19 protein-coding genes are annotated in these 18,082 nt (G+C 39.8%); all 19 read right to left on the bottom strand.

The genetic code is table 11. The features are described 5' to 3' along the window. Positions 1-3: 3 nt before the first annotated feature. The 19 genes from H0S56_RS00410 to tviB all read right to left on the bottom strand — a co-directional run bounded on the left by H0S56_RS00410 (position 4) and on the right by tviB (position 17,879). A complete protein-coding gene (locus H0S56_RS00410) occupies positions 4-1,119 on the bottom strand; it encodes a DegT/DnrJ/EryC1/StrS family aminotransferase (RefSeq protein ID WP_195725405.1) in 1,116 nt (371 codons plus the stop codon). Between the two features lie 11 nt (positions 1,120-1,130). Further along, a complete protein-coding gene (locus H0S56_RS00405) occupies positions 1,131-1,550 on the bottom strand; it encodes a MaoC family dehydratase (RefSeq protein WP_195725404.1) in 420 nt (139 codons plus the stop codon). Next, on the bottom strand, positions 1,550-2,284 hold the full coding sequence (locus H0S56_RS00400; protein WP_195725403.1) for an N-acetyltransferase: 735 nt from the start codon (positions 2,282-2,284) through the stop codon (positions 1,550-1,552). Before H0S56_RS00400 ends, H0S56_RS00405 begins: the two co-directional genes overlap by 1 nt. After that, entirely contained in the window at positions 2,281-2,679 is a 399-nt protein-coding gene (locus H0S56_RS00395; protein ID WP_195725402.1) for a sugar 3,4-ketoisomerase, read from the bottom strand. Before H0S56_RS00395 ends, H0S56_RS00400 begins: the two co-directional genes overlap by 4 nt. Further along, on the bottom strand, positions 2,676-3,560 hold the full coding sequence (gene rfbA, locus H0S56_RS00390; protein ID WP_195725401.1) for a glucose-1-phosphate thymidylyltransferase RfbA: 885 nt from the start codon (positions 3,558-3,560) through the stop codon (positions 2,676-2,678). Before rfbA ends, H0S56_RS00395 begins: the two co-directional genes overlap by 4 nt. Next, positions 3,560-4,618, bottom strand: coding sequence for a dTDP-glucose 4,6-dehydratase (rfbB, locus tag H0S56_RS00385; protein ID WP_195725400.1), 1,059 nt, complete (start codon positions 4,616-4,618; stop codon positions 3,560-3,562). The genes rfbA and rfbB overlap by 1 nt, the downstream gene beginning before the upstream one ends. 153 nt (positions 4,619-4,771) lie before the next feature. Further along, the gene (locus tag H0S56_RS00380; protein WP_195725399.1) at positions 4,772-6,631 is read right to left on the bottom strand and encodes a polysaccharide biosynthesis protein; all 1,860 of its coding nucleotides are present in this window, start codon (positions 6,629-6,631) and stop codon (positions 4,772-4,774) included. A 38-nt stretch (positions 6,632-6,669) separates the two neighbouring features. Continuing rightward, on the bottom strand, positions 6,670-7,857 hold the full coding sequence (locus H0S56_RS00375; protein ID WP_195725398.1) for a DegT/DnrJ/EryC1/StrS family aminotransferase: 1,188 nt from the start codon (positions 7,855-7,857) through the stop codon (positions 6,670-6,672). A gap of 35 nt (positions 7,858-7,892) precedes the next feature. Continuing rightward, entirely contained in the window at positions 7,893-8,549 is a 657-nt protein-coding gene (locus H0S56_RS00370; RefSeq protein WP_195725397.1) for an acetyltransferase, read from the bottom strand. After that, positions 8,549-9,151: a sugar transferase gene (locus H0S56_RS00365; protein ID WP_195726021.1), complete on the bottom strand. Its 603-nt coding sequence runs from the start codon at positions 9,149-9,151 to the stop codon at positions 8,549-8,551. Before H0S56_RS00365 ends, H0S56_RS00370 begins: the two co-directional genes overlap by 1 nt. 11 nt (positions 9,152-9,162) lie before the next feature. Then, on the bottom strand, positions 9,163-9,702 hold the full coding sequence (locus H0S56_RS00360; RefSeq protein ID WP_195725396.1) for a serine O-acetyltransferase: 540 nt from the start codon (positions 9,700-9,702) through the stop codon (positions 9,163-9,165). A 46-nt stretch (positions 9,703-9,748) separates the two neighbouring features. Beyond that, positions 9,749-10,897 (bottom strand): glycosyltransferase family 4 protein, encoded by a 1,149-nt coding sequence (locus tag H0S56_RS00355; RefSeq protein ID WP_195725395.1) that lies wholly within the window; start codon positions 10,895-10,897, stop codon positions 9,749-9,751. Continuing rightward, a complete protein-coding gene (locus H0S56_RS00350; protein ID WP_195725394.1) occupies positions 10,894-11,988 on the bottom strand; it encodes a glycosyltransferase in 1,095 nt (364 codons plus the stop codon). Before H0S56_RS00350 ends, H0S56_RS00355 begins: the two co-directional genes overlap by 4 nt. Then, positions 11,985-13,103, bottom strand: coding sequence for a glycosyltransferase (locus H0S56_RS00345; protein WP_195725393.1), 1,119 nt, complete (start codon positions 13,101-13,103; stop codon positions 11,985-11,987). The genes H0S56_RS00350 and H0S56_RS00345 overlap by 4 nt, the downstream gene beginning before the upstream one ends. A gap of 33 nt (positions 13,104-13,136) precedes the next feature. After that, positions 13,137-13,685 (bottom strand): acyltransferase, encoded by a 549-nt coding sequence (locus tag H0S56_RS00340; protein WP_195725392.1) that lies wholly within the window; start codon positions 13,683-13,685, stop codon positions 13,137-13,139. Positions 13,686-13,789: 104 nt separating this feature from the next. Then, complete coding sequence (locus H0S56_RS00335) at positions 13,790-14,383, bottom strand: acyltransferase (protein ID WP_195725391.1); 594 nt, start codon at positions 14,381-14,383, stop codon at positions 13,790-13,792. Further along, positions 14,383-15,483: an oligosaccharide flippase family protein gene (locus H0S56_RS00330; RefSeq protein WP_227554901.1), complete on the bottom strand. Its 1,101-nt coding sequence runs from the start codon at positions 15,481-15,483 to the stop codon at positions 14,383-14,385. The genes H0S56_RS00335 and H0S56_RS00330 overlap by 1 nt, the downstream gene beginning before the upstream one ends. Positions 15,484-15,565: 82 nt before the next feature. Beyond that, positions 15,566-16,588, bottom strand: a complete 1,023-nt coding sequence (locus H0S56_RS00325) for an NAD-dependent epimerase/dehydratase family protein (RefSeq protein WP_195725389.1) — start codon at positions 16,586-16,588, stop codon at positions 15,566-15,568. A gap of 13 nt (positions 16,589-16,601) precedes the next feature. Beyond that, the gene (tviB, locus tag H0S56_RS00320; RefSeq protein WP_195725388.1) at positions 16,602-17,879 is read right to left on the bottom strand and encodes a Vi polysaccharide biosynthesis UDP-N-acetylglucosamine C-6 dehydrogenase TviB; all 1,278 of its coding nucleotides are present in this window, start codon (positions 17,877-17,879) and stop codon (positions 16,602-16,604) included. Between the last annotated feature and the right edge of the window lie 203 nt (positions 17,880-18,082).

Here is an 18,082-nt window from a genome sequence, read left to right as displayed (position 1 = left end):
CTTTTAAGCTTGAAATTGATTACATAAAGTGATAATACGCTCCGCATCTACTACCGACAGAGTTGGCCCCATTGGTAAACTTAACACCTCACTATGTATCTGCTCTGAAATAGGAAAACTCATTTCATTCCATTCTTTATATGCTTGTTGTTTGTGTGGAGGAATCGGATAATGAATTAATGTTTGCACACCATGTTCCAACAAATATTTTTGTAAAGCTTCACGATGCTCCGTACGAATCACAAACAAATGCCAAACATGCTGCACATATTTTTCTGCATTGATCTCGTCCAATGGAAGCTTAATTAGTGGATTCTTTATTCCATTCAAATACAAGCTCGCAATATGACGTCTATGCTGAGTTTCTTGATCTAAATATTTAAGTTTAACATCCAGCATGGCTGCTTGAATTTCATCTAGTCGGCTATTCACACCCGGAACTAAATTTTTATACTTTTCATGCGAGCCATAATTACGCAATGCTTTGAGCATCATTGCTAACTCTGCATCATTTGTCGTAATCGCTCCCGCATCTCCCAGTGCACCTAGATTTTTTCCAGGGTAAAAACTAAAACCTGAAGCATCACCCCAATTTCCAGCTTTTTTACCATTTAACTCTGCACCATGTGATTGTGCTGAATCTTCCACCAACAACAAATTATATTTTTTTGCAATTTCCATAATTTCAGGCATTGGCGCAAGTCGACCATACAAATGGACAGGCAAAATGACACGAGTTTTAGCTGTGATAGCCTTTTGAATCCGAGTAGGGTCAATATTATAAGTATTAATATCAGGTTCAACTAATACAGGTGTTAAATTGTTAGCCGTAATGGCAAGAATACTGGCAATATAAGTATTCGATGGAACAATAACTTCATCCCCATCTTTAAGTTTGCCTAACTCTTTCCATGCACGTAGTGTAAGAATCAAAGCATCCAAGCCGTTTGCAACACCTATCGCAAACTGTGTACCACAATATTCAGCAAAATTCTTTTCAAAACTTTCTAGCTCTTTACCACCAATATACCAACCGGAATCAATAACACGATTACAAGTCTCTAAAAGTTCAGCACGATATTGAGCATTTATAGCTTGAAGATCTAAGAATGGAATCATTAAAAAAACACCTAAGGAATAAAGATTTCTGCTGTACCTATCGTTACAACTTTCCCACTTACAGAACATACTGTTTCGAAAGTTACTCGTTTCGTAGAGATATTCACAGCTATAACTGTTACTTTTGCCTCGACTGTATCTCCTAAATAAACCGGCCTTTTAAATTGCAAATTCTGACTAACATAAACACAACCTTCGCCAGGAAGTTTTGTCCCAAAAATCGCAGAAAAAAAACTTGCCGTTAATAACCCATGTGCTATGCGACCCTTATATCTTGATTTTTTCGCATACTGCTCATTGACATGTACAGGATTATGATCACCTGAAAGCCCAGAAAACCCCTTGATATCTGCATCTGTTATAGTTTGTGAATATGATGCTGTCATACCAATTTGAATTTCTGTAATTGGAAATGATTTTTTTAATTCCATTATTCAGCAATCCACTCTTTAACAATTTCAGCAGGATAGCCACGATGAAAATGTTTTCGCCAAGGATATGCATCCTCTTTACTGTCTTGTAACTTTATTTTAGAAGTTGTACATATTTTTTTGGCTGGCGACCCTACATAAACCATATTTGCCTCGGTTTGACCTTTTAGTGAAGAGTGAGCACCAACTAAAACACCTTCTGCAACAGTTGTACCAGGCAAAATTACAGACATCGTTGCGATTACAGCAAAATCCTCAACAGTTACGCCTATTAGCGTGTCACTAGGCGGATGTGGATCATTTGTAAGAACTACGTAAGGAAAAATCCAGACAAAATTTCCAATTTTGCTTTTCTGCCCAATATGTACATTACTATGGAAACGAACATAGTCTCCAATTTCACAATGCCCTTGCAAATCTGATAGTGTGCCTATTTGCAAGTTTTTTCCAGCTTTAACTAACTCTCTCACAGTGACTCGATGCCCTGTAGTCAAGCTTTCGCCAAAGTATGAACCTTCATAAAAAATACTATGTGATCTAATATTAGCGTTTGCACCAATTACAAGAGGTTCACCTTTTGATAAATGATTAGCAATACCAATTTCACAAAATGCACCAATAATTGAATTATCACCTATAACAACGTTGTCATACACAATAGTAGAGGGGCCGATTTCCACATTATTACCAATTTTTGCTTTAGGTGAAATAATTGCAGAAGGATGAATTTTCATTTAATCACCTTTTTCAAAAAATCTTTATAATCACGAATGTAATCATTTTCATCATAATGTTCACTCGCTAACACAAGAAGAACACAGTCTACTGAAAAATCATGCATTTCTCGCCAAGTTAAACCCTCAATAAGTAAACCCTGAGCAGCTGAGTTTAATACAATTTCTTCCTTTTGGTGACCATCATCTAAAATAAAGCGACAACTCCCTTTTAAACAAATCGCCACTTGTTTTAAATCTATATGTGCATGAAAACCACGAGGTTTATCTACTGTATTAAAAATATAATATAAACGCTTAACGGCAAAAGGAATGGATTGATTGGACTCAATGGCCACCAACCCACCACGGTCATCACCAAAGTTTGGCAGGTTAATTAACTTTACTAAACTCATTTTAATTCATTCACCAATGAAATTAGATATTGCCCATAATCATTCTTACTCATGCTTTGACCAATCTCTAAAACCTGTTCTTTACTCAGCCAACCATTATTCAAGGCAATTTCTTCCAAACAAGCGACTTTATAACCCTGACGCTTTTCAATGGTTTCTACAAACTGTGCGGCTTCTAATAAACTTGAATGTGTCCCTGTATCTAACCAAGCAAACCCACGTCCAAGCAATTCCACATTTAAATCACCGCGCTCTAAATACATCTGGTTTACTGTGGTAATTTCCAACTCTCCACGTTCAGAGGGTTTTACCTGTTTAGCAATTTGAATCACATCATTGTCATAAAAATACAAACCTGTAACTGCAAAGTGAGACCTAGGTTGTTTAGGTTTTTCTTCTAAAGAAATTGCACGTTTCTGCTCATCAAACTCAACCACACCAAAACGTTCAGGGTCTTTCACCTGATAGCCAAATACTGTTGCACCTTTTTGACGTGCTACTGCCTGACGTAACATTGGGGTAAAACCTTGACCATAAAAAATATTATCGCCTAGTACCAAACAAACATTACTCTTACCAATAAAGCTTTCACCAATAATAAATGCCTGTGCCAAACCATCTGGACTTGGTTGAATTGCATATTCAAGCTGAATCCCAAATTGACTACCATCCCCCAATAAACGCTTAAAACCTTCAATATCTTCAGGGGTACTAATAATGAGTACTTCACGAATACCTGCAAGCATAAGCACTGAAAGTGGATAATAAACCATCGGTTTGTCATAAATTGGAAGTAGTTGTTTCGATACACCTTTGGTAATTGGATATAAACGTGTACCAGAACCACCCGCTAAAATAATACCTTTTATTATATTTGACATTATGAATTTACACCCAATCTTTCACGTTGGTAACTGCCATCTTGTACTCGATGGCACCAGTCTAAATTATCTAAATACCACTTTACTGTTTTACGGATTCCTGTTTCAAATGTTTCCGTTGGCGTCCAGCCTAATTCATTTTGAATTTTTGTAGCATCAATTGCATAGCGTAAGTCATGACCAGGGCGATCTTTTACAAATGTAATCAATGATTCATACGCTTGACCACTTGCTTGCGGTTTTAACTCATCCAAAATCTTACAAATAATTTTTACTACTTCAATATTCTGCTTTTCATTATGACCACCAATATTATAGGTCTCGCCTACTACACCCTCAGTGACCACTTTATACAAAGCGCGAGCATGGTCTTCTACAAATAACCAGTCCCGAATTTGCTGACCATTACCGTATACAGGCAACGGTTTAGCATCCAGTGCATTTAAAATCACCAATGGAATAAGTTTTTCTGGAAAATGATATGGCCCGTAATTATTTGAACAATTAGTGACGATTACAGGCAAACCATAAGTTCTGTACCAAGCGCGTACCAAATGATCTGAACTGGCTTTAGAAGCAGAATATGGAGAGCTTGGCGCATATGAAGTTGTTTCTGTAAACAAATCCGTCATGCCGTCTAAGTCTCCATAAACTTCATCTGTTGAAATATGATGAAAGCGAAAGTTTTGTTGAGCTTTGGCTTCAAGATTCATCCAATACTTTCGAGCGGCTTCTAATAAGGTATAAGTTCCAACAATATTAGTTTGAATAAATGCTGCAGGGCCATCAATTGAGCGATCTACATGCGACTCTGCTGCCAAATGCATAATTGCATCGGGTTGAAATGCTTCAATTGCTTTTGTAATTTGCTCAGTATCGCAAATATCCACTTGTTTGAACTGATAGTTTTGGTTTTGTTCAACTTCTTTTAACGACTCTAAATTACCTGCGTAAGTCAGCTTATCGATATTTAAAACTTCATTTTCAGTATTTCTAATAATATAACGGATAACTGCTGAACCAATAAAACCAGCACCGCCTGTAATTAATACCTTCATTATTCCCTACTATTAAATTAAATACTAAAACCTGTATAAAATTAACCTTTTATAATAATAGTGCAAAGACTGTACACTATATTAATCCTTGACAGTATATCATTTGGATTAAAAAAAATTGCTTTATTTTTAATCTATTAGTCATAATCATTTTTATTTTCTATATATTTTATTATTATAACCATCTACATATTTTTTCATAAAATCAAATATTTTCGAAACGTTACAGGCATCACAAGATCGATTCAACTCTAGAAAAACCGTATCAATTTCTTCAAAATTATAAAAATTCTCAAAAGATTTTAAAATACGCTCATGTTCTGTATTTTCAATACTCTCTTGATCAATCAACAACTCTTCATACAGTTTTTCACCCGGTCTTAGACCTGTAAACTGAATCTCTATATCACCCACCCCATGCTCATCAACAGGTCGGAAGCTACTCAGACGAATCATTTGTCGTGCCAAGTCTACAATCTTCACTGACTCACCCATATCAAGCAAAAACACATCTCCACCTGTGCCCATTGCACCTGCTTGAATCACCAACTGCGCAGCTTCAGGAATAGTCATAAAGTAACGAGTCACTTCAGGATGGGTCACCGTCACTGGCCCCCCTTGAGCAATTTGCTTTTTAAAGAGTGGTACAACTGAACCCGATGAACCTAGTACATTACCAAAACGCACGATACTAATTTGCGTTTTTGGATTAGTTGATGCTAAACCCTGACAATACAATTCAGCCATGCGTTTCGATGCACCCATCACATTGGTTGGACGGACCGCTTTATCGGTCGAAATGAGCACAAAAGTTTCCACACCTTGAGCGACAGCGGCATCAACACTGCGTTGTGTTCCAATCGAAGTATTATAAATTCCTTCAAAAGGATTAGCTTCAACCAATGGCACATGCTTATAAGCCGCAGCGTGATACACCGTTTGCACAGCATATTGTTGCAATATACGTTCCAATTTTTGCTGATTGGTGACAGAGCCTAGAACTGGAATAACCTCAATGCCTGAAGATTGTAGTTCACGATCTATCGAGTACAGTGCAAATTCAGACATTTCAAACAACACCAGCATTTTAGGTTGATGTTTCACAATCTGACGGCAGAGTTCAGAGCCAATCGATCCCCCTGCCCCAGTCACCATCACCACTTTATTTTTAATATTTTTTTCTAAGAGTTCTGGCTTCGGTGGTACAGGATCACGTCCAAGTAAATCAATAATATCAACTTCACGAATATCAGAGACTTTGACCTTGCCATCGACCAGTTGAGTCACCCCTGGCAATTCCATGATTTTCACATCAGTAGCTTCAAAGGATTCAATAATTTCCTTTTTACGGGCACGACCCACCGATGGCATGGCAAGCAAGACTTCTTCAATACCAAATTTACCGAGTTTCTTTTGCGCTTTTTTCGGTGAATAGATTTTTAAACCACTTAAAGATTGACCACGCAGTGATTTTTTATCATCAATAAAGCACACCGGCAGATAATCATCGGAACGGTTTAACGCCGCCGCAATTTGTTGTCCTGCAAGCCCTGCGCCATAAATTGCCACACGTTTACGGGTTTGTTTTTTCGCAAAAGTTTTTAAGGTCGCATAGCGAATGACCCCACGACTCCACCACATGTATGAAAACAGCATAAAGCCATACATGAGCGGAATACTCATTGGAATAAACGCAATATCTAATTTTTTAATGGCGTACAAAGCGACAATTTGAACGAATGTGCCAATCGAAATGCGCAGTAGATAATCTTCGTTAAATGAGCGCACGATGGCACGGTAAATCCCGAGCACAGCAAAAACCGATACGCCAAAGATCGCAACATAGATAAACCAAGCCTCAAGTCCTTGCATCACCGTGACATTTGGACGTGCCAAACGAATGGCATAGGCAAGCCACATCATCAGTGGCAGCATGCACACATCCATGGTCACCAAAACCACTTGTTTTTGGCGGCGCGGTAAGGAAGCAATGGAACGAATAAAATCTTTCATTGAAGCTCGGTTATATCTGCTGAAATAGCACAGCGTGATTATACGCTGTTTTCAGTTTGAATCTGCGTAATCACGCTTTGAATCGCATCGACAGTTTTTTGCAGGCTTTGCTCAGATAAAGTCGGATGCACCAAGAACATCAGACTACTTTCACCTAGGGCTTTTGCATTGGCTAAACGTGTCTCTGGACGCCACGGTGTACCCTCAAAAGCTTTTTCTAAATACACTTCTGAGCATGAGCCACTAAAGCAAGGCACGGCTTGCGCACTGATTTCTGCCATGATGCGATCACGTGACCAACCCTCAGGTAAGGCATCAACATTGACCTGTACATAGCATTTATAAGCAGCATGTACATAATCAGTCGATGGTTGAGGAACAGTAAAATAAGAGCTATTTTCAAAGACTGCTTGGATACGTGCCATATGGGCATTGCGTTTTACTGTCCATTCGGGCATTTGTTTCAATTGCAATCGGCCAATCACCGCTTGCATTTCCATCATGCGCCAATTGGTGCCAAATGAATCGTGTAACCAACGAAAACCCGGTGGATGTTGTGTGTGATACACGCTATCAAAGTTTTTGCCGTGATCTTTATACGACCACATTTTTTTCCAAAGACTTTCATCTTGGGTGGTGACCATGCCCCCTTCACCACCTGTGGTCATAATCTTATCTTGGCAAAATGACCAAGCACCAATATGCCCAATTGAACCTGCCGATTTGCCTTTATACATTGCCCCATGCGCTTGAGCACAATCTTCAATCACGAAGATGCCTTTTTCCTCAGCCAATTGCATGATCGGATCCATATCACACATCCAACCTGCCAAATGCACACAAATAATCGCTTTGGTATTCGGCGTAATCACTGCTTCAATAGTACGGTGTGAGATATTTTGCGAATCGAGTTCCACATCAGCAAAAATAGGATTGGCACCTGCAGTTACAATCGAGCTTGCTGAAGCCAAGAAAGTACGTGAAGTGACAATCACATCATCGCCCGCACCAACACCTAAAGCTTTCAGGGCTAAATCCAGTGCCACAGTACCATTGGCTACAGCAACGGCATGTTGGGTTCCTGCAAACTGTGCAAATTCCTTTTCAAATTCACGGCATTCCTGACCTGTCCAATAATTGACTTTATTGGACAAAAGGACTTTTGACACCGCATCGGCTTCTGCTTGGGTAAAGCTTGGCCAAGGCTCAAATGCACTGTTTAACATGGAATTTTCCCAGTCTAAAAATCGAGTTTAAAAATCTATTTTTGCATCACAATACGGGCAGGATTCCCAACCACAGTAACGCCTGCAGGCACACTTTTGGTGACCACGGCGCCCATCCCGATAATCGCACCTTTGCCAATGATTAAAGGCTGATCAGGTGTGCCCTGCTTAATCATGGCACCTGTGCCAATATAGGCGTGGTCGTGAATATGAATATTGCCGTTGCATTTTACGCCTGGTGCAAAGGTAACGAAATCCCCAATCACACAATCATGCTCCACATAGCTATATAAATTGGCGTGAAAGCATTTACCGATTTTAATATTCGAGGTAATCGTAACAAATGGACTTAAAGCCGAACCTTCTGCGATTTTTACCTCATCCATTAAAATCACATTATCCGCGCAGATCGACCAAAGCTGAATCCCATCGAGTTCTAAACGATTCGCTATTTTTTGTCGTACACGACTATTGGCAATCGCAATTTGCACGTATTTTTCAGAGGCTGATTCATTTAAAAATGCTGAGTAATTCATGGCACGATGACCATTTACCACATCAAACTCTGTTAAAGCATCATCAATAAAGACAATTTCAAACATACTTTTTTCACGCGTCAATTGCTGACGTGCAACAGGCATCAAACTGCGCCCACAACCTGAAGCACCATAAATCGCAAAGAGTTTGGTCATTATTTTTGTTCCGGTGTGCCGGTAAATTTGCTCATGGTCGCCTCGCCTTCGGCACTGATATCATCTTTGGCAATGACTTTTTTTATTGTTTTCAGCATAATTTTAAAATCGAGCCATAGTGACTGGTTTTCCACATACCATGTATCCAGCTCGAATTTCTTTTCCCATGAAATGGCATTACGACCATTCACCTGTGCATAACCAGTAATGCCCGGACGCACGTTGTGGCGTTTGGCTTGCTCGCTATTATATAAAGGCAGATATTCCATCAGTAATGGACGTGGACCGACAATACTCATATCACCTTTAATCACATTCCACAGTTCAGGCATTTCATCCAAACTGGTGGCACGCAGTATTTTACCAAATGGGGTTAAACGCTCACTGTCCGGTAATGGATTACCCTCAGCATCCAATGCATCCTTCATGGTACGGAACTTGATCATCTCAAATGGCTTGCCGTGTAAACCCGGACGTACCTGACGAAATAACACAGGTGAACCTAAATTCTTTCTCACTTTGTGAGCGACAGCGAAATATACCGGTGATAACAGGATTAAAGCGGTTGAGGCAACCGTAATATCAATGATACGTTTTAACATCATCTGCACCTTTATAGATTTGTCCAACGTCTATTCACCAATCCGCCCGGATTATTCATATTCAACACTTTCGCATAATTACCTGCTGCGGTGGCCCCTTCAGGAATATCTTTGGTGACGACACTCCCCGCGCCAATCGTTGCATTAGCACCAATTTTAACATGGTCAATAATACAGACCTGTGGCCCAATATAAACGTTATCTCCAATTTCAGCAGCCTGACGACCACCATTTGCCCCAATAGTGGTAAATTGCGATAAATTCACATTATTCCCAATGATCGTGGAAGGATTTACAACCAGTGGTCCGCCATGACCGATATATAAGCCATAGCCGATCTGGGTCGTAATATGAATATCGATTCCATATTTCTTCTTTTTGTAATAATAAACGGGATAGGCAAATTTTGCCCAGAACGATTTAGAACTGGCTAAACGCAACCAAAATGAAAAGTTAAAACCACGATTAAATAAATAGTTTTTTAAAAATAGTTGAAAGCTGATTTTGCCCGTATATCGATACAAGTCACTTTTGATATATTTCAAAATCATAAGATCATCTCTGAATTATTTATCCTATCTAGCCGCTTCATTTCGGTCATGGCTGAGAAATTAGTTGCATCTCTGTCAGCATATGCTGATTCACCTGATGTACATCATATTTATTTAAAGCGATTTCCCGCGAACGCTGCCCCATAGACTCAATCAATTTTGGATCTTCAATAAAGTACTGCATGGCTTGTACCAGATCATCAACCGATTTCACCCCAACGAGATAGCCATTCACGCCATTCGAAACCGTTTCACGACAACCCGGCGCATCGGTGGTAATCACTGCACGTCCCATGGCCATGGCCTCTAAAACCGTACGCGGTGTACCTTCACGATAAGATGGCAATACATACACCGAACTTTCCGCAATGGCTAGACGTACATCACTGAGTTTACCCCAATATTTTAAGCGACCATCGGCAATCCAAGCATCGAGTTCTGCCTGGGAAATGGCTGAGGGATTATCATCAATCCAACCGATCAAATGAAACTCCGCTTCTGGATATTGGGCTTTGATAATGCGTGCCGATTCAGCATATTCACGTACACCCTTATCACCCAATAATCGGGCAATGAGTAAAAATGATGCTTTGACCTGCCCTTCTGCATTTTTAGGTAAATCCATCACATCAAAGTCTTGTACATTGACACCTGAACCATTCACCACTACAGCGGGTTTGTTGACTTCAAGCAAATGCATGTCTTGGAACAGTTTTAAATCGTCAGGGTTTTGAAAAAACACTTTGTCGCTATGTTTTAAAGTTTGGGCATATAAGCCATGTACCATTTTCTGAAACAGACTACGCTTGCCTGATTCGACATTTTGAAAGGCATAGCCTAGACCAGTAATTAAAGCAAAACGATGTGGGACTTTTGCCAACCATGATGCGAGCGTGCCATAAATCACCGGTTTAATGGTATACGACAACACATAATCGGGTCGAATGTGACGAATTTGTTGATACAGGTTTTTGAGGAGTTTTAAATCTGCCAGTGGATTGGTACCGGTACGTTGCATCGGAATTTCATGCAAGTGATAGCCAAGTGATTGTAGTTTTTGCATTTCTTCAGGAAAATTTGCAAACTCAGGTGTCATGATATGAATTTCATAACCATGAGCAGAAATCGCTTCTAATAATTTGCCCCGAAAATTCAATACCGACGGCAAAAAACTACTGATCATTAAAAATTTCATACCTGTTGGCTCCACACCTGAATATATTGACGACTGACGGTTGCAATACTGAAATTCTGCTCAACTCGTTTACGGGTCGCTTGTTTTAAGGCTTGTTTTTCTGCTGGTGACTTTTGTGAATAAGCCATAATCGCCTCTGCCAAAGCTTGGGCATTACGTGGTGGAACAATACTGCCTAAATCCTGCACAATATATTTGGCATCACCGACATCAGTACTGATACACGGTAAACCTGATGCCATGGCTTCGACCAACACATTCGGGAAACCTTCGGTAATTGAAGTCATTAAAAATGCATCAATCGATTGATAAAAGGCAGACATATCTGAAATTTGATTGAGTAAATGAACTTTTTGAGGGTCTAGTTGATACTGCTCAAACAGGGCTTTGACTTCCACATTGTCTAAGCTCGCACCGCTCCCTGCGATTTTAAAAATGATGTTTTCATCTTTCAGTAAGCTCATGCATTCAAACAAATACGGGTAACCTTTAGCCGTGTGATAACGTCCTGCAAAACCAATCACGGTCGGTTGGTGCAACTGCTCATTCGGCTGAAATTTATCGAGAAATACCCCATTGGCAATCACCTGATGATGGGCATTTTCAAAACCAAAATCAGTATGTTGCTGTTTAGATGAATGGGCACAGTAAATAATGCTACTCGGTTGTTTCGATAAAAATTTACTTAAACCGAGTGCAATTTTGGTGCTGATCGATTCATCTTTTGGAGATGCCAATGAGTGATGAATCCCCCACACCACATTAGTTTTTTTGGCCAAACCAATAACACTTAAACTCGTAAGTGCATTGGCGTGATACATCCAACATTGCACCGTTTTTGGTTGTAATTGTTTGAGTAAACCACGCAGTTTTTGAATCGTACCTAAGGTATTTAGACCATTCCAACCCAAAGCATAATGTACCTGACAACGATCTAAGGTAGTTTGATACACCTCTGAAGTTTTCATCAAACTGATGATCACATGCTGATACTGATCTTCAGTAAATTGAATCAAACGTGCCAACATCATCTCGGCACCGCCAACACCTGCAAAGTTGGTAATCACATGCACCATTAACGGTTTGCTCATGATGCAGACTCCATCATTTTTAAGTACTGTTTCAGGATAGTTTTTTTATGGAACTGCTGAATATGCATGTCGAAATCAGCATCTGCATATTGAATATAATCAGCAAAAATGGCTTGATTCATAGCTTGGATAAGACCAACTTGATCATTACATTCGACCAATAAACCAAACTTGGCGCTGTGCAAGATTTCCATAGGACCACTTGGGCAATCGGTACTCACGACTTTCACTTTAGATGCCAAGGCTTGAATCAGGACACCCGGCAAGCCTTCCCAATTCGAGCTTAAGACAAACAGCGAGGCATATTTAAAATAAGCATAAGGATTGGCATCAAAGCCTGATAAATCCACCACATCGTTTAAACCCAATTCCGTAATTAAGGCTTCAAACTCAGTGCGTAATTCACCTTCGCCTAAAATAATCAGGCGTGTATCGGCATGCTGATCGTGTAAGGTTTTAAATGAACGAATCAAAAAACCAAAGTTCTTGGCTTCGGTCAAACGCCCGACAGCTAAAATGACTTTGTTGGCTTCATTGAAAAATTTGTGCGTGACAGGTGCTTTGAGTTTTTCAAAATAAGTATCATCGAGTACTGGGTTATAAATAGTGCTGATATTATTGGATTTATAGCTGTAATATTCTCGGAAATCTGCTTCCACGCCCTTAGACACACAAACCACTTGCTGTGCCATCGGATAAGTCCAGTTCACTAAAGTTTTCAGTACAAACTTGCCAATGCCCTGTAATTTTATATTTTTCGACGGCGTAGAGACTTCACGGAAAATCAACCGTGTTTGAACGCCTGCCAACTTTTTGGCAATGCCTGCGACAATATTGGTATGGGTTTGTGTCGCAACAATACAATCATATTGTTCGGCTTTCATTTTTATTTTTAATGGCGTGATGCTATTCATCACTCGACCACAATTAAAATTGATTAACTCAATTTTAAGGCTGACTTCAGGCAACAGTTTGGCTTTATCACCATGCAGATCGCACACGCCCAAATGTATATTCAGGCCTTGTTCGGCAAAGCTATTGGCCAATTGAATGACTGTACGTTCTGCACCGCCACCGCCCAAGCTTGGCAAAAAGAACATGACTTTATTCAACATAATCTGACCTAAATAACATGAAATGGGAGAATATTAATGTGAGTTTTTTGAGGATTGAATCGCCATGGCACGTTCTACACGCTCATGGTAATCCGTGATGCCAACCAAATCACTATCACTGGCGCAAGTAGTTTGAATTTTGGCTTGATAATCGGCAAAGTTCGAGACCACTTTGGCCGGTACACCAATCGCCACACTATGATCAGGAATGTCTTTGGTCACCAATGAACCTGCGCCAATCACCACATTCGAGCCAATGTTGACACCCGGCATAATAATGCTATTTACACCAATAAACACATGCGAACCAACCTGAATCGGCGCAAAGCGTTGATAGCGTTTACCGTGCTCATCTTTAACCAAACAGGTACTGCCATCATGGGTGATAAACTTCACGCCTGAGGTGACCGTGACATGATCGCCAATAGTGACTAAAAACGGTTCTGAGCCCCAATTTTTAATATAGATTCGGCAATTTTCACCCAATTTGACACCCTTTTTACGTGCATATGCCACACTGCCTTTGGTCACAAAATAAGCCAAATCAAACAGCTGTCGAAAAGCAGAAACAAGAAATGCCATATACATAACCTATATCAGGTTGTAAAAAGGAGGTAAAATCGTTGAATATTTTACGCTGAAAATGCGCTTTAGGATATGAAAGTCCAAGTCACATGAAACTTGCTTTAAAGTGCTTTAATTTTTTTGACTGGACTACCGACATACACCCCAGCATCATCCAATGGTTTAGACACTAAACTACAGGCACCAATCACACTATTGCTTGGAATGCTAACACCATCCAAAACTGTCACTCGTGCGCCAAGCCAAATGTTTTCACCTAAACTGACACCGAGTTTGGTAATCGCATCTTTGACCAAAAGATCAGGCTCACCAAACTTATGATTACTCGCAATGATGATGCTTTGCGTACCAATACGGGTGTTATTACCAATTGTGACACCGCCACAGCCATTGATATACGACTTGGAATTAATACTGACATCTTTGCCAATGACAACCTTGCCACCAAAGCATTTGATATAGCAGTTTTCACCAATAAAACTATTATCGGCAATTTCTAAGAATGCGCCTCTTTCAACGATCATACTGACATGATCACCAATATAGACATTGTTGCCGATCTTGACCTGTCCGCTAATATCGACCGTACAACCTTTGCCGAAATAGCGAAATTTGGTGCTAAATGCCATGTTATAAAATTGCTGACGACATTGTGCAGTGAACCAATTCATCAGTTTTAATAGTTTAAAAAACATCAGTTTTTGTTTCTCCACACCACAAATAAAATGGCAAAGTTATAGATGATCAGTGCAACAGGCACTGCCAATAGCATATAAATTTTATCGTCAAATAAAACATATAGTCCCGCAAATAATGCGAACTTGATGATCAGTTCCACAATTTGCAATTTAAATAACACTTGGCTGTTGCGCTTGGCAATTAAAAAAGCAGAGCTGGGTGGATTACAAAAAATCGCCCAATAGCCCAATGCTAGAATTTGAAAATATGCTGAGATGCCGACCCATTCACTGCCAAAAACCCATAAATAAACAGATTCAGGCAGAATAAAAAATATCGCAAATAAAGGCAGTGAAACGATGCTTAAAAGCACACTGGCTTTTAAGGCATTTTGATTGGATTCTGTGCTTTTAAATTTGCGAATAAAGAATTGGCGTAAAGTTTGCGAAATCAGATTAATCGGTACACGCAAAGTCCGCTCGACAATGCCATAAAAACCCATCGCCTGCACACCGACAAAATGCGACACCACATAATAGGGCAAGTTATGTGAAAAACTATTCAGCAAGGCATGTGGTGTATTGGCATAGATGAAATCTTTGTAATTTTTAAATGCCTGCCAACTAACTTGATACAGTTGATGTTTCAATACATAAATCAGCACCGCCACAATCATGATGATCGAACTGACGTTATAGCTATTCACCAAACTAATCTGCATGACAAGTGGCAAAGACAGTTGAACCAACACCACGATTGCACTTCTAAAAATATTTAAACCTGCACAAAAATATTCTTTGTGTGCGGCAAATTGATAGTTATACAGACTTTGAATCAGCGTATTGGCAAGCACACCAGTCGCCACAGCAAAAGCCATTTCAACATTTAAAATAAAACTAATGACGATGCCACTGATGATAGCGATAGCTGTTGAGAACACCGCCCCTTCAAACATCAGGCTTTTTTTATCCTGTTGTTCTGCCACCAATAAGGCTTGATCAAGGCGTAAATTCGCCACCGTCGATAAAACACTGACAATCGCTAAAGCAATGCCATAAGTACCAAAGTCCGCAACCGAATATAGGCGTGTTAAAACAGGAAGTGCGATAAATGTCATTATCGCACCTGCCAGTAAACTTAATGTAATCAGCCCAATCGACTGATACTTTGCGAACAGTTTCGCAATCATCTGTTCAAGATCATTTTAAGTTATTTACATACCAACGCATCGCCAATTGAATGCCTTCAGCAATTTTAAACTCAGGTGCATAACCCAAATGTTGCTGAATTTTGGCAATACTGGCTTGTGAATGTCGCACATCCCCTGCACGAAAATCACGGTACACAGGATCACGCTCAAACTGCACATCATTTTCCGCAAGTGCAGATTGAATGGCACGATACAAATCATTGAGCGTGGTACGGTCACCCACAGCCACGTTATAGACCTGATTTTTAGCCTCGTCCGATGCGGTCGCAGCCAAAATATTGGCTTGTACGGTATTGTCGATAAAGCAGAAATCACGACTGGTTTCACCATCACCATTGATGAAAACATCTTCGCCAGCAATCATGGATGCTGTCCATTTTGGAATCACCGCTGCATAAGCACCGTTTGGATCTTGGCGTTTGCCAAACACGTTAAAATAACGCAGACCAATGGCTTTAAAACCATAGCTCCGTGCAAACACATCAGCATACAGTTCATTCACGTACTTGGTCACCGCATAAGGTGACAATGGATTGCCGATATTTTCTTCAACTTTTGGCAATGCAGGATGATCGCCATAGGTTGAACTACTTGCCGCATAAGTGAAACTTGATACATTTGCATCGCGCGCAGCGACCATCATGTTCAAGAATCCTGTGATATTTGCACTGTTTGTTAAAATAGGATCTGCTATTGAACGTGGTACAGAACCAAGTGCCGCTTGATGCAATACATAATCCACGTCTGCACAAGCTTTTTGGCAATCTGCAAACTGCCGAATATCGCCTTCAATAAAGTTGAATTTCGCCCACTGCTCAGCTGTAACAGAAGCTTGAACTTCATCCAAATTATACTGATGACCGGTGGCAAAGCTATCTAAACCCACTACCGTTTGATCAAGTTTGAGTAAAGTTTCTAGAAGGTTTGAGCCGATAAAGCCTGCAACCCCAGTGACCAACCATGTTTTCGGTTGTGCTTGAAGGCTTGTACATACCCGTTGATACTGATTCATGAAGTATGTCCTATTATAAACGAAGGTCAGATTCAGACTGACTCAATACATATTTAAGGTCATATAACACATGATTAGCCTTGCCGAGTCCGCGAATCGCTTCAACATCCATCGCCTTAAACTGGTCATGTGCAACTGCCAAAATCACAGCGTCATATTGACCGTTTTCAAGTGTTTGAACTGGGGTAATCCCATATTCATGCTCTGCTTCTGATGCATCCACCCATGGATCATAGACATCGGCTTGAATGTGATATTCCTGAAGTTCATGCACAATATCAATGATTTTAGTATTACGAATGTCTGGGCAGTTTTCTTTAAAACTTAAGCCCAATACCAAAACTTTTGCACCTTCGACATGAATCTTTTTCTTGATCATGCCTTTGACCAATTGAGTCACGACATAAGCACCCATGCCATCATTTAAGCGACGCCCCGCTAAAATAATTTCAGGATGGTAACCAATCGACTGCGCTTTATGGGTTAAGTAGTACGGATCGACCCCAATACAGTGACCACCGACCAGACCTGGACGGAATGGCAAGAAGTTCCATTTCGTCCCTGCAGCTTGGAGTACTGCTTCTGTATCAATATCCATTTTATTAAAAATCACAGCTAGCTCATTGATGAGAGCAATGTTGACGTCACGCTGAGTATTCTCAATTACTTTTGCTGCTTCAGCAACTTTAATGCTTGATGCTTGATGCGTGCCTGCTTCAATGATCAAGTTATAGACTTCATCGACAAAATCAGCGACTTCTGGAGTGGAACCTGAAGTAATTTTAAGAATATTGGTCACACGATGAAGTTTATCACCCGGATTAATCCGCTCAGGGCTATAACCTACAAAGAAGTCTTGGTTAAATGTCAAACCTGACACTTTTTCAAGTTCAGGAATACATACTTCTTCGGTTGCTCCTGGGTAAACAGTTGATTCGTAAACGACGATATCACCTTTTTTCAATACCTTACCAATACTTTGAGAAGCTTTTACTAGTGGCATTAAATCAGGTTGTTTAAATTTATCGATTGGTGTTGGCACAGTCACAATGAAGAAATTACAATCTTTTAAATCTTCTAAATTTGAGCTGTAATCCAGCTGTGTCGATAGAGCAAGTTCTTCAAGAGAGACTTCTAAAGTATGATCTTTACCAGATTTCAGTTCATCAATACGTTTTTGATAAATATCAAAGCCCATAACTGGAATTTTTTTACCAAATTCAACGGCTAACGGCAAACCAACATAGCCTAATCCAATAATGGCAACTTTCACTTCCGAGAGCTTTAGCATCAATCTAAACCTTGAATTTTGATGAATCTAACAATATAAACTAAAGTGATAAATGGAATCACTTTACTGAGTATTTTATTATACTTTTATTTAAGAAAGTGAATCATATTTTTGGAGATACCTTCTATTTATCTCAGCAGATAAATATAGAGAATCAAACTAGGCTTGTTCCGAAACTTAGTATAGAATTACAAGCAGAATAT

Source organism: Acinetobacter lwoffii, assembly GCF_015602705.1.
GTDB classification, from domain to species: Bacteria; Pseudomonadota; Gammaproteobacteria; order Pseudomonadales; family Moraxellaceae; genus Acinetobacter; species Acinetobacter lwoffii_E.
Note: the sequence above shows the minus strand (reverse complement) of the source record. Positions and strands in the feature narration are given on the sequence as shown.

What these genes read in the sequence shown, in the direction of transcription:
- H0S56_RS00410 (WP_195725405.1), bottom strand. Translation starts at nt 1,119, where the DNA reads ATGATTCCATTCTTAGATCTTCAAGCTATAAATGCTCAATATCGTGCT.
- H0S56_RS00405 (WP_195725404.1), bottom strand. Translation starts at nt 1,550, where the DNA reads ATGGAATTAAAAAAATCATTTCCAATTACAGAAATTCAAATTGGTATG.
- H0S56_RS00400 (WP_195725403.1), bottom strand. Translation starts at nt 2,284, where the DNA reads ATGAAAATTCATCCTTCTGCAATTATTTCACCTAAAGCAAAAATTGGT.
- H0S56_RS00395 (WP_195725402.1), bottom strand. Translation starts at nt 2,679, where the DNA reads ATGAGTTTAGTAAAGTTAATTAACCTGCCAAACTTTGGTGATGACCGT.
- rfbA (WP_195725401.1), bottom strand. Translation starts at nt 3,560, where the DNA reads ATGTCAAATATAATAAAAGGTATTATTTTAGCGGGTGGTTCTGGTACA.
- rfbB (WP_195725400.1), bottom strand. Translation starts at nt 4,618, where the DNA reads ATGAAGGTATTAATTACAGGCGGTGCTGGTTTTATTGGTTCAGCAGTT.
- H0S56_RS00380 (WP_195725399.1), bottom strand. Translation starts at nt 6,631, where the DNA reads ATGAAAGATTTTATTCGTTCCATTGCTTCCTTACCGCGCCGCCAAAAA.
- H0S56_RS00375 (WP_195725398.1), bottom strand. Translation starts at nt 7,857, where the DNA reads ATGTTAAACAGTGCATTTGAGCCTTGGCCAAGCTTTACCCAAGCAGAA.
- H0S56_RS00370 (WP_195725397.1), bottom strand. Translation starts at nt 8,549, where the DNA reads ATGACCAAACTCTTTGCGATTTATGGTGCTTCAGGTTGTGGGCGCAGT.
- H0S56_RS00365 (WP_195726021.1), bottom strand. Translation starts at nt 9,151, where the DNA reads ATGTTAAAACGTATCATTGATATTACGGTTGCCTCAACCGCTTTAATC.
- H0S56_RS00360 (WP_195725396.1), bottom strand. Translation starts at nt 9,702, where the DNA reads ATGATTTTGAAATATATCAAAAGTGACTTGTATCGATATACGGGCAAA.
- H0S56_RS00355 (WP_195725395.1), bottom strand. Translation starts at nt 10,897, where the DNA reads ATGAAATTTTTAATGATCAGTAGTTTTTTGCCGTCGGTATTGAATTTT.
- H0S56_RS00350 (WP_195725394.1), bottom strand. Translation starts at nt 11,988, where the DNA reads ATGAGCAAACCGTTAATGGTGCATGTGATTACCAACTTTGCAGGTGTT.
- H0S56_RS00345 (WP_195725393.1), bottom strand. Translation starts at nt 13,103, where the DNA reads ATGTTGAATAAAGTCATGTTCTTTTTGCCAAGCTTGGGCGGTGGCGGT.
- H0S56_RS00340 (WP_195725392.1), bottom strand. Translation starts at nt 13,685, where the DNA reads ATGGCATTTCTTGTTTCTGCTTTTCGACAGCTGTTTGATTTGGCTTAT.
- H0S56_RS00335 (WP_195725391.1), bottom strand. Translation starts at nt 14,383, where the DNA reads ATGTTTTTTAAACTATTAAAACTGATGAATTGGTTCACTGCACAATGT.
- H0S56_RS00330 (WP_227554901.1), bottom strand. Translation starts at nt 15,483, where the DNA reads ATGACATTTATCGCACTTCCTGTTTTAACACGCCTATATTCGGTTGCG.
- H0S56_RS00325 (WP_195725389.1), bottom strand. Translation starts at nt 16,588, where the DNA reads ATGAATCAGTATCAACGGGTATGTACAAGCCTTCAAGCACAACCGAAA.
- tviB (WP_195725388.1), bottom strand. Translation starts at nt 17,879, where the DNA reads ATGCTAAAGCTCTCGGAAGTGAAAGTTGCCATTATTGGATTAGGCTAT.